11 protein-coding genes, 1 tRNA gene and 3 pseudogenes are annotated in these 13,693 nt (G+C 59.2%); 8 read left to right on the top strand and 7 right to left on the bottom strand.

Going from position 1 to position 13,693, the window contains the following annotated elements:
- Positions 1-64: 64 nt before the first annotated feature.
- From E2K80_RS00475 to E2K80_RS00445, 7 genes and pseudogenes are all read left to right on the top strand, one after another.
- The gene (locus E2K80_RS00475) at positions 65-1,045 is read left to right on the top strand and encodes a response regulator (protein WP_135371745.1); all 981 of its coding nucleotides are present in this window, start codon (positions 65-67) and stop codon (positions 1,043-1,045) included.
- Between the two features lie 19 nt (positions 1,046-1,064).
- Positions 1,065-1,277 carry a hypothetical protein gene (locus E2K80_RS00470; RefSeq protein ID WP_135371743.1) on the top strand — a complete coding sequence of 71 codons (213 nt, stop codon included), beginning with the start codon at positions 1,065-1,067 and terminating at the stop codon, positions 1,275-1,277.
- Between the two features lie 29 nt (positions 1,278-1,306).
- On the top strand, positions 1,307-2,230 hold the full coding sequence (locus E2K80_RS00465; protein ID WP_135371741.1) for a formylglycine-generating enzyme family protein: 924 nt from the start codon (positions 1,307-1,309) through the stop codon (positions 2,228-2,230).
- 118 nt (positions 2,231-2,348) lie between these two features.
- Positions 2,349-3,482, top strand: a complete 1,134-nt coding sequence (locus E2K80_RS00460) for an ABC transporter substrate-binding protein (RefSeq protein WP_135371739.1) — start codon at positions 2,349-2,351, stop codon at positions 3,480-3,482.
- Complete coding sequence (locus tag E2K80_RS00455; protein ID WP_135371737.1) at positions 3,479-4,201, top strand: SDR family NAD(P)-dependent oxidoreductase; 723 nt, start codon at positions 3,479-3,481, stop codon at positions 4,199-4,201. The genes E2K80_RS00460 and E2K80_RS00455 overlap by 4 nt, the downstream gene beginning before the upstream one ends.
- A gap of 3 nt (positions 4,202-4,204) precedes the next feature.
- Complete coding sequence (locus tag E2K80_RS00450; protein ID WP_135371735.1) at positions 4,205-5,230, top strand: zinc-dependent alcohol dehydrogenase; 1,026 nt, start codon at positions 4,205-4,207, stop codon at positions 5,228-5,230.
- An 81-nt stretch (positions 5,231-5,311) separates the two neighbouring features.
- Positions 5,312-6,019, top strand: a pseudogene (locus E2K80_RS00445) (IS6 family transposase); the annotation flags it as partial.
- A 17-nt stretch (positions 6,020-6,036) separates the two neighbouring features.
- On the opposite strand, the pseudogene E2K80_RS00440 reads toward E2K80_RS00445, so the two are convergent.
- The 6 genes and pseudogenes from E2K80_RS00440 to E2K80_RS00415 form a co-directional block, all read right to left on the bottom strand.
- A pseudogene (locus E2K80_RS00440) lies at positions 6,037-6,830 on the bottom strand (IS5 family transposase).
- A gap of 131 nt (positions 6,831-6,961) precedes the next feature.
- Positions 6,962-7,731, bottom strand: a protein-coding gene (locus E2K80_RS00435; RefSeq protein ID WP_168193246.1) for an IS5 family transposase whose coding sequence is annotated in 2 segments (ribosomal slippage) — positions 6,962-7,410 and positions 7,410-7,731 — 771 coding nt in all. Because the reading frame shifts where the segments join, the coding sequence is not laid out codon by codon here.
- Between the two features lie 272 nt (positions 7,732-8,003).
- A tRNA-Leu gene (locus E2K80_RS00430) sits at positions 8,004-8,088 on the bottom strand.
- A 452-nt stretch (positions 8,089-8,540) separates the two neighbouring features.
- On the bottom strand, positions 8,541-9,287 hold the full coding sequence (locus tag E2K80_RS00425) for an SDR family oxidoreductase (protein ID WP_135371733.1): 747 nt from the start codon (positions 9,285-9,287) through the stop codon (positions 8,541-8,543).
- Positions 9,288-9,296: 9 nt separating this feature from the next.
- Positions 9,297-10,751, bottom strand: a complete 1,455-nt coding sequence (locus E2K80_RS00420) for an aldehyde dehydrogenase family protein (RefSeq protein ID WP_135371731.1) — start codon at positions 10,749-10,751, stop codon at positions 9,297-9,299.
- An 86-nt stretch (positions 10,752-10,837) separates the two neighbouring features.
- On the bottom strand, positions 10,838-12,082 hold the full coding sequence (locus tag E2K80_RS00415; RefSeq protein ID WP_135371729.1) for a lytic murein transglycosylase: 1,245 nt from the start codon (positions 12,080-12,082) through the stop codon (positions 10,838-10,840).
- A gap of 534 nt (positions 12,083-12,616) precedes the next feature.
- Here E2K80_RS00415 and E2K80_RS00410 point away from each other — a divergent pair.
- Positions 12,617-13,318 (top strand): DJ-1/PfpI family protein, encoded by a 702-nt coding sequence (locus tag E2K80_RS00410; RefSeq protein ID WP_135371727.1) that lies wholly within the window; start codon positions 12,617-12,619, stop codon positions 13,316-13,318.
- A gap of 8 nt (positions 13,319-13,326) precedes the next feature.
- On the opposite strand, the pseudogene E2K80_RS00405 reads toward E2K80_RS00410, so the two are convergent.
- Positions 13,327-13,644: pseudogene (locus tag E2K80_RS00405) on the bottom strand (hypothetical protein); the annotation flags it as partial.
- Between the last annotated feature and the right edge of the window lie 49 nt (positions 13,645-13,693).

Here is a 13,693-nt window from a genome sequence, read left to right as displayed (position 1 = left end):
TGTTTTAGGATGTACGGCTTGGGGCGGCCAGGCGTGTTCGGGTGCTAATAATCAGGAGCAGGCAATGAAGATACTGGCCGTAGACGATGATGAGTCCATTCTTGAATTGCTTCCGATCATCGCGGCGCAGGCGGGGTTTGACGATCTGACAACTGTCACCTCGGGTGAAGATGCGCTGGACATCCTGACCGATGATAAGGGCACCCTGTTTGACTGTCTGCTATTCGATATAAAAATGCCCGGCCTCGACGGGATCGAGTTATGCGCCCGCGTTCGGAAAATACCGGCCTATCGGCGCACACCGATCCTGATGCTGACCGTCTTGACGGATATGAAATATGTCGATGAGGCCTTCAAGGCGGGCGCAACCGATTATGCCTCCAAACCCTTCGACGTGATCGAACTGGGCGCGCGTCTGCGTATTGCGCAGGAACTGGCGATGATCCGGAAAGGCCCGATTATGGCGGTCAGCCCGGAGGGCGAGACCCCGTCGGCTCCTCTCTTGACGCAAAGATTTGACCTTTCTGATGAGATCGAGATTGAAGGTATAGATGATCTTGTCGACTACACGGCATTGGGCAACTACCTGACGCAGCTTTCCCGTGCCGGATTGGCCAGTACACAGGTGGTTGCGGTCAAGATTGACCGAATCGAAGGTATCTACGCAAAGGCGTCGCAGGACGAGTTCATATACGCCCTCACAGAGGTTGCCGAAGCGATCTCGGAGATATTCGAACCCAACGGGTATATCATGGCCTATGCCGGGAATGGCGTCTTCGTCATCATTTCGAACCGTGCGACGCTTTTGCCGTCCATCGAACTGGAAGCCGAGATTCAAAGCCAGCTCGACGACAGGAACACCGAATACGACAATGGTGAGCCTCTGGATCTGGAAGTGTCGATGGGGCGCCCGATACGGCCCAATGCAAGCAAGACCCAGCGGGTCAGAAAGACATTCGAGCGTGCGATCTCACGCGCCGAGAACAAGATGACCAAGAAGCGAAACGACACTCAAATCGTCAATATCTGTCTGGCCGAGAAATAGCTGCGGCCGGTCGTGGGGGATGGGGTCTGCCGATCCGGCCATTTGCATCCTGACGATTGTGAATGTTATGGAACCGGCACAGCTTTTAAGGATCACCGGCTTGCCCATGGCCCTGTCTGACATCGAAACGGCGGATGATACGCCCTTTGGCCTGATCTGCCGGATCACCTCAGCAGGCATACGAAGGCGACAGAAGGCAACCGCTGGCATAATGGGCACATCCCCGATATGAGCATGGATGCTGTTGGAAAACCCTGTTGCATGCCACCCCGGGGCGGGACTGACGGGGCAGATAGCCCCCCGGATCAGACCTTTGACCTGCCACAGGGCGCTGAAACCACATCCGTTTCAAAAGCCGCCATTCCCGGTGGTTCGGCACTGGTCGGCACCTCAACAGAAATGATCCCCTTCGACGGGGAAGGACCGCAGCGCAGACTGCGCGTCAAACCGTATCTGATTGACACAACCGCGGTGACCAATGCCCGGTTTTCCCGGTTCATCGACGACACCGGGTATGTCACCGAAGCCGAGCGGATCGGCTGGTCCTTCGCGTTTTTCGCGCATCTGCCGGAAGGTGTGGAGGCGCCCGAACGCGTCCCCGAAGCGCCGTGGTGGCGGCGGGTGGATGGCGCCGACTGGCGGTTGATCAACGGCCCCGGATCCGAGGCAGACTGGCATCCTGATCATCCCGTGGTGCAGATATCCTGGAACGATGCGCGCGCATTCGCCAAATGGGCGGGCGGGCGCCTGCCAACCGAGGTGGAATGGGAACATGCGGCCCGTGGCGGGCTTGGGGATGTCCGCTTCCCCTGGGGCATGGCGGAACCGGATGATGAAACCCATATGCCGTGCAATATCTGGCAGGGCCATTTTCCAAGGGTCAATACCGGCGCAGACGGCCATATCGCCACCGCCCCGGTGCAGTCTTTCGCGCCGAATGGCTATGGTCTTTACAATATGTGCGGCAACACCTGGGAATGGACGGCGGACCCGTTTCGCATTCGCTCTCTCCACCGTCAGGCCAAAGCCAGGCAGGCTGCCGCCAAAGGCCATAAGATCTGCAAAGGCGGCTCATTTCTCTGCCACCGCTCCTATTGCTACCGATACCGGATCGCCGCGCGCACCGGAACATCACCCGACAGCGCCACCACCCATCAGGGCTTACGCCTCGTCTATGACCCGTAGAGCCTGTGCATGAAACCTTTCGAAAAAGGTGGAAGGCATCTTCAAATAAGATGGTAAATCGCTTTACCATTGTGCTTAATCAGCGTATTCAACAAAAGGCAACATCCGGGGCACCACAATGGCAACGCATCACCTGAAAGGCATGACCTGGGATCATCCCCGCGGATATCGCGGGCTTGAGGCTGCCTCGGCCGTTTTTGCCCGGACCCATGATACCGATATTTCCTGGGACCGACGCAGCCTTCAGGCCTTTGCCGATGCCTCGATCGCTGATCTGGCCGAAACCTATGATTTCATCGTGCTGGACCATCCCCATGTGGGCCAAATCGCAGAAACCGGCGCGCTTCTGCCCTTGCCAATGCCACAGGATGCCGAAACCGCCTCTCTCGGGGGCAGTCTGGAAAGCTATGTCTGGAACGGTACGCTTTGGGCCTACCCGGTTGATGCCGCCTGTCAGGTGGCCGTGAAGCGGGCCGATATGGTCACTCCTGAATTGCCGGACTGGGAAGCCGCGTTAAATGCCGCCGTATCCGATTACAGACTGGTTACACCGCTTTTGCCGGTGGATGCGTTCGACATGATGATGACCCTGGTGGCCAGTCGCGGTGAACAGGCGCTGCCCTGTTCCGAAACCGCCTTCACCTCGGACGTGAATGGCCAGCTTGCGCTTGCAATCCTCAAGGCGCTGTACCGGCTGGCCCCGGCTGAGGCGGTGGGCTGGAACCCGATCAACGTGCTGGAAAGGATGGCTGAAACCGATGATTTCGCCTATTCCCCCTGTCTGTTCGGCTATATCAATTATGCCCGTCCGGGGTTCCGGCCCCATATCCTTGACTATTGCGATCTGCCGTCCTTTTCCGGCAGCCCGCTGAAATGCGGCATTCTGGGGGGCGCGGGTATCGGGGTTTCGGCCCGGACTGAGGCCCCGGAAACGGCAACGGCTTTTGCACAATGGGTCGCATCCCGCGACGTTCAATCCGGCGTATATCTTGAAAACGAGGGCCAGCCGGCGCATCGCCAATCCTGGTATGACAAGGGCGGTGACCCGGCATATCGCCGGTTTCTGACCGGTGCCCGTGCAACGATCGAGGCCGCCTGGACCCGGCCCCGCGATGTCTGGTTTCTGGGTTTTGTCGATGATGTCTGCGAGATCTTCCCGGATTTCTTCCTGAAAGACCGCGCCCCGGAAGACATGATGAAAGACATCAACGCGCTGTACCAAAAACACCACGGCAGAAGGACCGCGATATGAAAACCGTCGTCATCACAGGGGGCAACAAAGGGCTTGGCCTGGCCCAGACCAGATGCTTTCTGGACCACGGGTTTGCGGTGCATGTGGTTGCCCGGTCGCGGGGTGATCTGGATCAGATCGACGCAAGTGCACCGCTCCACTGGTATGACCATGATCTGAGCAACTGGCAGGATGTCAGCTATCTTAACCGGATCGCGAAGCTTGCGGGCCGGATCGACATCTTGGTCAACAATGCCGGTGTACATCTGAAACAGCCGGTTTGGGAGGTTGCCGCCAATGACCTGGATCATGTGCTTGATCTGAATGTGAAGGCGATGTTTCTGGCCTGCGGGCGGTTTGTGACGCTGAACAAGGCGCAGGGCGGCGCCATCGTGAATATCAGTTCGATGGGCGGGCTGATGGCCCTGCCCTCGGCCGCGGCCTATGTCACCGCCAAAACCGCCGTGATCGGGCTGACCCGGGCCGTCGCGGTTGACGCTGCCGCCCATGGCATCCGCTGCAACGCGGTCTGCCCCGGTTTCATTGATACCGATATGACCCGCGCGGTTCTGGCCAGGGATCCCGCCCGCCGCGACAAGATCGAAGGGCGGATCCCGACCCATACTTTCGGAACCCCGGAAAACGTGGCAGAGGCCGTGCATTTTCTGGCCGGCGATGCCGCGACCTATATCAACGGCGTGGCCCTGCCCGTGGATGGCGGATATGCGATTGGGTTCTAAGCCATGACATACACAAAATCCCTTCTGACAGCGGCGCGCAGCATCTCGTTTGAACAGGCACACATGCCCGATGAGATCGCAACCGGATGGGTGCGCCTGAAACTGGCCATGGCCAGCATCTGCGGCACCGATATGCATTATTTCCGGCATTTCGCGAATGCGGGGTTCTTCCTCGATTATCCGGTGACCCTGGGCCATGAGGCCTGCGCCTATGTGGTGGATGCCAATGAAAGTGGCCTTGCCAAAGGTCAGTTGGTCGCCATCAACCCGGTGATCGAATGCGGCACATGCGAGCATTGCGCCAAGGGCGATATCAATATGTGTGCGACAAAGCGGTTTCCCGGCTCGGCCACGACCAAGCCGCATATTGACGGGTTTTTCCGCGACCGGTTTGATTTTCCGGCCCGCTGCCTTGTGCCGGTCGAGACGATCAACCCCGCCCATCTGACCTTTGCCGAACCGCTGGCCTGCGCCATGCACAGCGTCAATCAGGCGGGCACCTCTGCCGGGGCGCGGGTTCTGGTGACGGGCTGCGGACCGATGGGTCTTCTGGCCTGCATTGCCGCCGTTGCCAAAGGGGCACGCGTGGATGTGACCGATATCAAACCGGCCTCATGTGAGGCAGCACTTGCGGTTGGGGCGGCCCGGGCCTTTGTGCCGGGCCGGGATGACATGGCAGAACTCAGCGCCCGGTATGATGTGGTGATTGAGGCCAGCGGCTCACCACATGCCTATAATCAGGCGTTAGAGGCCTGCCGCAAACAGGGCACGATTGGTGTCTTGTCACTGATCCAGCCCAGCGAAGTGCCGATCAACCTGCATCTGAATGCGCTGAAGGAAATCCGATCCATCGGCAGCATTCTTTACACCCATGAATTTGCCGACGCGGTTGCGCTGATCGAAAGCGGAACCATTGATTTCGAGGCGATCACCGCAGCCCGCTTCCCCGTTGCCGAGGCCCAGGCGGCCTGCGAGTTGATGGAAAGCGGTGGCGCCATCGGCAAGGTGTTGATCCACCCCACGGGTTGACCCATGGCGCCATCTTCTCGGAAAAGGGGACTTTTTCATAAAACGGTCTATTGGATCAGGTGGTGAGGAAAGAGGCCCACAATGACCCGTAAGCATCCCTTCAAGCGCCACCGTTTTCCAGCCGTCATTATTCTTTGTGCGGTTCGTATGTACCTTCGCTATTCCCTTTCTTATCAGGATACGGCTGATTTGCTTGCCGAGCGCGGCGTGTATGTTGACCGATCAACTCTCTATCGTTGGGTGCGTAAGTTCGGACCCCAGATAGCCAATGGTATTGAAAGGCGCCGCCAGTGGGTTGGCCTGAACTGGCATGTTGACGAAACGTATCTCCGGGTTGGCGGAAAGTGGCGGTATTTGTGGCGCGCGATAGACCGTCAGGGTCATCTGATTGACTTTCGCTTGACCGCCCGGCGCGATGCCGAAGCTGCGAAAGCCTTTCTGCGGAAAGCCATTGAGAAGGCGCGATTGCATCGACCCGTCTCAATCTGCACTGATAAAGCGCCGACTTACCGCAAGGTGATCCAGGATGAAAACCGGCGCTATGACCCACACTTTGACAGCATTACACACATCAACAAAAAATGGCGAAACAACCTGATCGAAAGCGACCACGCCGCATTGAAGAGGCTCTTGGGTTATCGGTAGAGCTTTCGATCGCTCAGCTCTGCAAAGGCGACGCTCCGCGGAATAGAAGCCATCCGCACTATCAAAAATCGGCACGTCTACGACATGAAGCCCGGCATTCAAGGTGAGATCGCCCTTGTGCACGAAGTGTTCGGATTGGGTGCCCTAGGTTTTGTTGACATTCAATGGCGCCATTTGAGTGCGCATACGAGGTTTGTAAAGCCGATATAGTTGCGAGCCAGTTTGTCGTATCGGGTGGCCACTGCGCGGAAGTGTTTCAATTTGCTGAAGAACCTCTCAATTGCGTTTCGATCCTTGTAAAGGCAGGCATCAAATCTCCGCCACGCGGCAGTCGTTGAGCGGCGCGGGACGACCGGCGTCGCTCCGGTCGCGGCGATGGCATCCATCGCACGCGCTCCATCATACCCTTTGTCAGCCAGAACGAACTCAGCTTTCAGCCCCTCAAGTAGTGGTTCAATTTGGGTGATATCGTTGCGCTGCCCGCCTGTGAGGATCTGCCGCACAGGATTGCCATGGGCATCGGTCGCGAGATGGATTTTGCTGCTGATCCCACCCCGTGATCGCCCTAACGCTTGAGTTTCAGCCCCCCTTTTTGCGCGCCCGCGCTGTGCTGATGGGCGCGCATAATGGTGCTGTCTACAAGGATGTACCCGAAGTCTGGATCATCCGCCATCGCATTGAAAAGGCGCTCGAATACACCATCCCGACACCAGCGATTGAAGCGAACATAGACCGAATTCCACGTACCGAAGGAATCAGGCAAGGCCCGCCAATGCGCGCCGGTTCTGGCAAGCCAGAGAATGGCCTCCATGAACAACCGATTGTCTTGCCCGCTACGCCCCGGATCGGTCTTCTTACCCGGTAAATGGGGCGTCTTGTGCTGCCGAACCTGACCTTCGAGAAAGCGGCGCTCTTCATCGCTCAGCACCACCGCATCCGCAACCCGTCCAACCATCGCATCACCTCCTGAAGCTCAGTTCAAACAATGATACGAATTACAGTTCCAGGTGACTAGAAAAAGAGCGCGCCCGCATGACGGAGAATCTGACCAAACAGAGCCCACCAAAGCGCGCCTTCGACGAAAAACTAGGCAGCGGACTCATAAAACTGGCACCATAGCCTGACGGATGCGAGTTTGATCATCGCCAAGAAGTTGGCAGATGTCTTTTCGTATCGGGTGGCTATACGGCGGAAGGAAGCTTTGAGGCGGCCAAAGAACCGCTCGATCTTGTTGCGCTCGCGATAGATATCGACGTCGAACTCGGCGGGCAGTTTGCGGTTGGATTTGGACGGGATGACGTCGATGGCGCCCTGTTCCCAGATCATCTTGCGGATCCAATCCGCGTCATATGCCTTGTCAGCCAGAACGTATTGGCCAGGTTGCAGCCCGTCCAAAAGCTGTTCGCATGGGGGTGCATCGTGGGCTTGGCCCGGCGTCAGTTCATAGCGGATCGGCAACCCGTCCTGATTGGTAAGTGCATGTATTTTCGTGGTTAACCCACCCCGCGACCGGCCCATGCAACGACGCGGGTCGTTTTTTTGAGCGTCGCTGCAGAATGGTGAACCCGAACCGATGTGCCATCCACCATCACGGTGTCGATATTGTGCGCATCGGCGACCGCCTCCATTACCCGATCCCAAATGCCCGCATAAGTCCATCGGTTGAAACGGTTGTAGATCGTTGTGTAGGGGCCGTATTGATCGGGCAAATCGCGCCACGGGATGCCTGTGCGCAAGACATAGAAGATGCCATTGATCACACGCCGATCATCGACACGCTTAACCCCTCGGCTGTTATTTGGGAGCACTGCTTTGATGAACTCCCACTCCAAATCGCTCAAATCTGACCGCGCCATTCCACTGCTCCGCATATTGTCTTGCGGGAAATGAATCATAACAGGCTGGAAACGTGAAGCTCTTTGTAAGTACGCTGCCTAGAACTCTGCCTGAGATTCCTCTCAAACCCCTGGAAAATCTGGGAAACTGGCTGCGTCACCACCCGCCGACTGGTCCTGAAACTGGCCTTTATGGAGCCCCTTCAATACCACCGATTTGAGGGAGCTAGAACTCCACAAATATCCAAACCATTCAAGGCTTTAAGGGGTATTGAAACCCTAAATAAGAGAAATGGTGCGGGTGGAGGGACTTGAACCCCCACGCCTTGCGGCGCCAGAACCTAAATCTGGTGCGTCTACCAATTCCGCCACACCCGCTTGTCAGCGTATGGGGTAGCCTGCGCAGTCTGTCGTTGCAAGGGCCTCATATGGGCCTTTCTGACGACACGAAGATATTGCTGCTTATCCTTACGGTTTGCGGTTTATGTGCTGCCTTCACAGTGGAAACACGGTTGCCCCAAAAGATGAGCTTGAGCATCGTCCATGTAATCTGCAACGCACATGCATTTCGTGGAGGGCATCGCCCGAACCGAGGGGCAGGAAGCGAAGCGCCCGCCCCGTGGGGGCGGCTCAGACGCCGCCCGGCGGTGCCGCCGGGCGGGAGCATGGTGCGGGGTGATTCAGGATTTCAGGCCGAAGCTTTAGTGGCAGTTTTCGATACAACCCACCCGCAAACCACTATGGTCTTAGCAAAGCAAAACCATTTTCCACCTCCGGTGCCACATGAGCATTGGGGGAGATGGCGGCAACCGGATAAAAAGCCAACAACCTCAGATACACCTCCCGCCATCGACCTCCATACAGATGCCGGTGACCATGCTGGCCTCGTCCGAGCAGAGGTAGCAGGCCGCGTTTCCCATATCTTCGGGCGTCGAAAACCGGCCCAGGGGAATGGTGGCGAGGAACTTGGCCCTGATCTCTGGCGTGTCTTCGCCCATGAACATTTTCAGCAGCGGTGTATCGCCCGCCACCGGGTTGATCGCGTTCACCCGGATGCCCAGAGGCGCGAGTTCCACCGCCATGCCTTTGGTTGCAGTGTTCATCCAGCCCTTGGAGGCATTGTACCAGTTCAGTCTGGGCCGGGGTGAGACCGCCGCCGTTGAGGCGACATTCAGGATCACACCTGCGCCTTGCACCTTGAACAGCGGCACGATGTGCTTCGCGGTCAGATAGACTGATTTGCAGTTCACCGCGAAGACCTTGTCGAAATCCTCTTCGCTGACCTCTTCCATCGGCGCGGGCAGATGTGTCGTGCCTGCATTGTTGATCAGAATGTCGATCTGCCCGAAGGCCTGCACCGTCGCCTCGACCATCGCCTGCACGCTTTCCCCGTTGGCCACATCGGTCTGCACGGCCTGCACGCCTGCGCCAAGCTCTGCTGCCAGATCATCCGCCATATCCTTGTTCAGATCGGCAATCATCACCTGCGCCCCTTCGGCGATGAATTTGCGCGCAATCCCGGCCCCGAAGCCCGATGCGCCACCGGTCACAATCGCCGTTTTGCCCTTTAATCGCATCTGTCTCTCCTACCCGTGCAAGGCCGCGACGGTTTTCAGAACTGAAAACCCGTACAATGCCTCGAACCCTTTTTCACGGCCATGGCCTGACAGGCCCGTGCCGCCAAAGGGCAATTCGACCCCGCCACCCGCACCATAATTGTTCAGAAACACCTGGCCTGCGCGCAATTGCCTTGCCAGCCGCATCTGCCGGGCGCCGCTTTCCGTCCAGACAGAGGCGACAAGGCCGAAATCCGTGCCATTGGCGATGGCTATGGCCTCCTCTTCGGTCTCGAAAGGGATGACGACCTGAACAGGCCCGAAAATCTCCTCCCGGGCCAGTATGTGATCCGGGGGAACATCCGCAAACAGCGTTGGTGCCACATAGGCCCCGCCCGCGGGGGCATCGCTGATGATCTGCCCCTGCGCCGCGATCTCCAGATCCGCGCCCTTGGCCAGAAACCCCTCCACAATCTCTTTCTGACGGGGGGAGACCAGCGGACCAAGGTCAAGATCATCAAGCGCAGGGCCTGCACGCAGCGCTGCATACCGCGCGGCCATGCCGTTCAGCACCTGATCATAGACGCGGCGCTGGACCAGAATGCGCGAGGATGCCGAACAGGTCTGGCCCGCATTCTGGATGCCCGCATTGACGAGGAAAGGAAGTGCCGCGTCGATATCCGCATCCGCAAACACCAGTTGCGGGGATTTGCCGCCCAGTTCCAGCGTCACCGGCACCACATTCTGCCCCGCCGCCTGTTGAATGCGTTTCCCAACCCCGACCGAACCGGTGAAGGAGATATGATGCACACCGCCATGACCGCTGAGCGCGGCACCCGCTTCGACCCCCAGCCCCGGCACCACATTCAGCGCCCCGTCCGGCAGCCCGGCGCGCCGCGCAATCTCACCAAAGGCAAGGGCTGTCAGACAGGCCTCTTCGGCCGGTTTCAACACGCAGGCATTGCCCATGGCCAGCGCGGCCCCCACTGAACGTCCGATGATCTGCATCGGGTAGTTCCAGGGGATGATATGGCCCGTGACCCCATGGGGCTGGCGCAGGGTATAGACCGTATACCCTTCCAGATAAGGGATCGTCTGGCCATGCAGCTTGTCCGCCGCACCGCCATAGAATTCCATATACCGGGCCAGGGCCAGCACATCGGCGCGCGCCTGTGTCAGCGGTTTGCCCACATCCATGGCTTCCAGCCGGGCCAGCTCCTCCACCTGTTCCAGAACCATCTGACCGATCCTGAACAGGACCCTCCCCCGTTCTGCTGCTGTCGCGTGACCCCAGGGGCCGGTCAGGGCAGAACCGGCAGCCCTGACCGCTGCATCAATATCCTCATGATCCCCTCTGGCGATCCGGCAAATCTCTGCCCCGTCCGAGGGGGAGTGCAACGGCAAACCCGCGCCCGAGGCTGGCGCACGCCAGACCCCGCCGATAAGGCAGTGCGTGGGGTCAAGGCCAAGGGGGCGTATGGTCATCTTGTCATCCAATGATCGGGTCACATCTCGCACATCATCCCAGGGCGGGCATGATGTGCATATACTGCATAGCGTCAGAGGCGGTGCTACCGCAAACGCCGCAGCAATGCCTGCGATGGTTCTCCCGTCACGGCCAGACCGGTCGCCTGCTGATAGGCGCGGATCGCGGCTTCGGTTCTGGGGCCGATCACCCCGTCATCGCCGCCGGTGTCATAGCCTGCATCGGTCAACCGGCGCTGAAGCGTCTGCCGGTCGGTGATACTCAGCCCGAACCGGTCGGGCGGGAACGCCGCGCGCAGGCCCGGGCCACCGGCCAGCCGGTCAGACAGATACCCCACACCCAGCCCGTAATTCTGCGAATTGTTATAGCGCAGGATCACGCCGAAATTCCGAAACACCAGAAAGGCCGGGCCGGTGAGACCCGCAGGGATCAGGATCGACCCCGCCCCGTGATCCGGCAAAGCGCCGCCCGCCGCAGGCCGCACCCCCATACCGGACCAGACCGACACGGCGCGCGCGCCTCCCCGCCCGGCCAGCCCGGTGTCAAACCCGTCGGGCAGCCGCACTTCCAGCCCCCAGGGGTGGCCCCGTTGCCAGCCGGAACGCGATAGATACGCCGCCGCCGAGGCCAGCCCATCGGTCGGATCATCCGACCAGATATCGCGCCTGCCATCGCCCCGGAAATCAACTGCATAAGCCTCAAACGTGGTAGGAATGAACTGCGTATGGCCCATGGCGCCGGCCCAGCTTCCGGTCATCCGCGCGGCGCTGACATCGCCGCGTTGCAGAATGCGCAGGGCCGCGATCAGCTGACGTTCGAAAAACGCGCCGCGCCGCCCGTCATAGGCCAGGGTTGAAACGGCCGAGATCACCGGGATCGCCCCGCGCCGCTGCCCGTAATTGCTTTCCACCCCCCAGATCGCGGCCACAAGCCTGGCCGGAACGCCATATTGCCCCTCAATCTCGTTGAGCAGCGCCTGCTGGCGGCGCAACCGGTCACGGCCTGTGGCGATTTTCGCATCCGAGGCCACGATGGCGAGGTAATCCTGCAAGCCGCGCGAGCTCTCGGTCTGGTTCCGGTCCCGCTCGACCACGCCGGGCAGAAAACCGGCCCCGCGAAACCCCGCATTCAGCGTGGCAGCCGTGATACCCTGTGCTTCGGCGCGGGTGCGAAACCCGGCAACCCAGGCGTCATAGCCCGCATTGGGAACGGCCCGCATAGCAGGATCATCACGGCCCGGCGCAGACACCGCCGAACGCATCGCGGGCACGCAGCCCGAAATCAATATGGCCGATCCGCCGCAAACCACCGCTCGCCGTGACACAGGCATTATATCAATCCTTTACAGGTCCATCTTCATACTGATCCGCGCAAAACAGCGTCGGAATCCCGGAGGGTGCGAGGCGCAGTCCTCATATTGCCCAACCGCCACCTTTGACACTCCTGCGGCCCTATCGGGACATGTGTTGCCTTATACGCCTTGAGCCACCCGCAATTCAAACGTGACGATATCAACCAACCCGCCTGTTATTGTATACATTCCAGCTTGACTTGATGAATGGTTTTGCACAACCCTCCCGCAGCCGCTGCGCGTGGGGAAACGACAAAGGCAAATCAGGGAAATCAATGGCCGCCTCATGCAGAATAATATTCAGAAAGACGGCCCCGAAGCATTGCGCATAGGGAGCTGGCGCAGCCACAGGGATTTCGGCACCCCCAACCTTTCAAACCATCTGTCCCGGATATGCTCAATGCAGATATCTGATCGTTTCGGGCTAGCGGCCACGCATGGCAACCGGCTGCATACGGCCATGTCAGTTTCAAACGGCCCGGCTGTGTCAGTCCGCCTGACCAGAGGTCTGTCATGAACACCCGCATCGGCATACTGGCATTTCCGAACATCACCCAATTGAACCTGACCGGGCCTTATGAAGTGTTCTCGCGGCTTCCCAACACCAGAACCGATCTGGTCTGGAAATCCACCGACCCGGTTCTGTCGGATACCGGCTTTACCATAACCCCGACCCTTGCCTTTGCAGATGCCCCTGAATTTGATGTGATCCTGGTACCCGGCGGTGTCGGTCAGCAGGGGTTGCTGGAAGATACAGACGTGCTGCATTTCATTCGTCAGCAGGCCAAAACCGCAAAATGGGTGATGTCGACCTGTACCGGATCACTGGTTCTGGGGGCCGCCGGGTTGCTGGATGGCAAGCGCGCGACCTGTCATTGGCTATCGCTGCCCCTTCTGCGGCATTTCGGGTGCATAATTGTCGAGGAACGTGTTGTCTTTGACGGCCAGATCATAAGTGCCGCAGGCGTCTCTGCGGGGATCGACGGGGCGCTGGAACTGGTGGATCGTCTGGCAGGCCGGGACATGGCGGAAACGATCCAGCTTTCCCTGGAGTATGATCCGCAACCGCCCTATTCCGCAGGCTCACCGGCCACCGCCCGACCGGAACTGTCTGCCCGGATCCGCAAATTCACCGAACCGATCATAGCGGGCCGCGACGACCGTGCCCGCGCGGCAGCAGCCCGGCTGACAGAGGGTGTTCGAGACGTGCTTTAAAACGACTGTTACGGTTTCAATGGAAACCCGAAACGCTTCAGATCAACAACGCGGGCCTCCCGGATATTCTCATCCGCCGCAAGGCAGATCGCCTGATTTTGCACGGCATCCTGCATATGACGGGTCAGGTCGATATCCTCGGCAATCGCGCGTAGCACAAACCCCTGCCCGGCATCGCAGAGTACCTGATGGCCGGGTTCTTCCGGCAATTCGATCATCTGATCGCCAGAGGCGCGATGCACCCGCAATGGTCGCGCATCGGTGATCTGGCACACCACATTCACATAATGCACGCCGCAATCGACAATCGGGCGGGTGGTCTGCATCTGCAATGGTGCTGGTGGAGCCGCGGGCAAAACCCTATTCTGGCCGGAC

The organism is Rhodophyticola sp. CCM32, assembly GCF_004751985.1.
In the GTDB taxonomy this organism is placed as follows: Bacteria; Pseudomonadota; Alphaproteobacteria; order Rhodobacterales; family Rhodobacteraceae; genus Rhodophyticola.
Note: the sequence above shows the minus strand (reverse complement) of the source record. Positions and strands in the feature narration are given on the sequence as shown.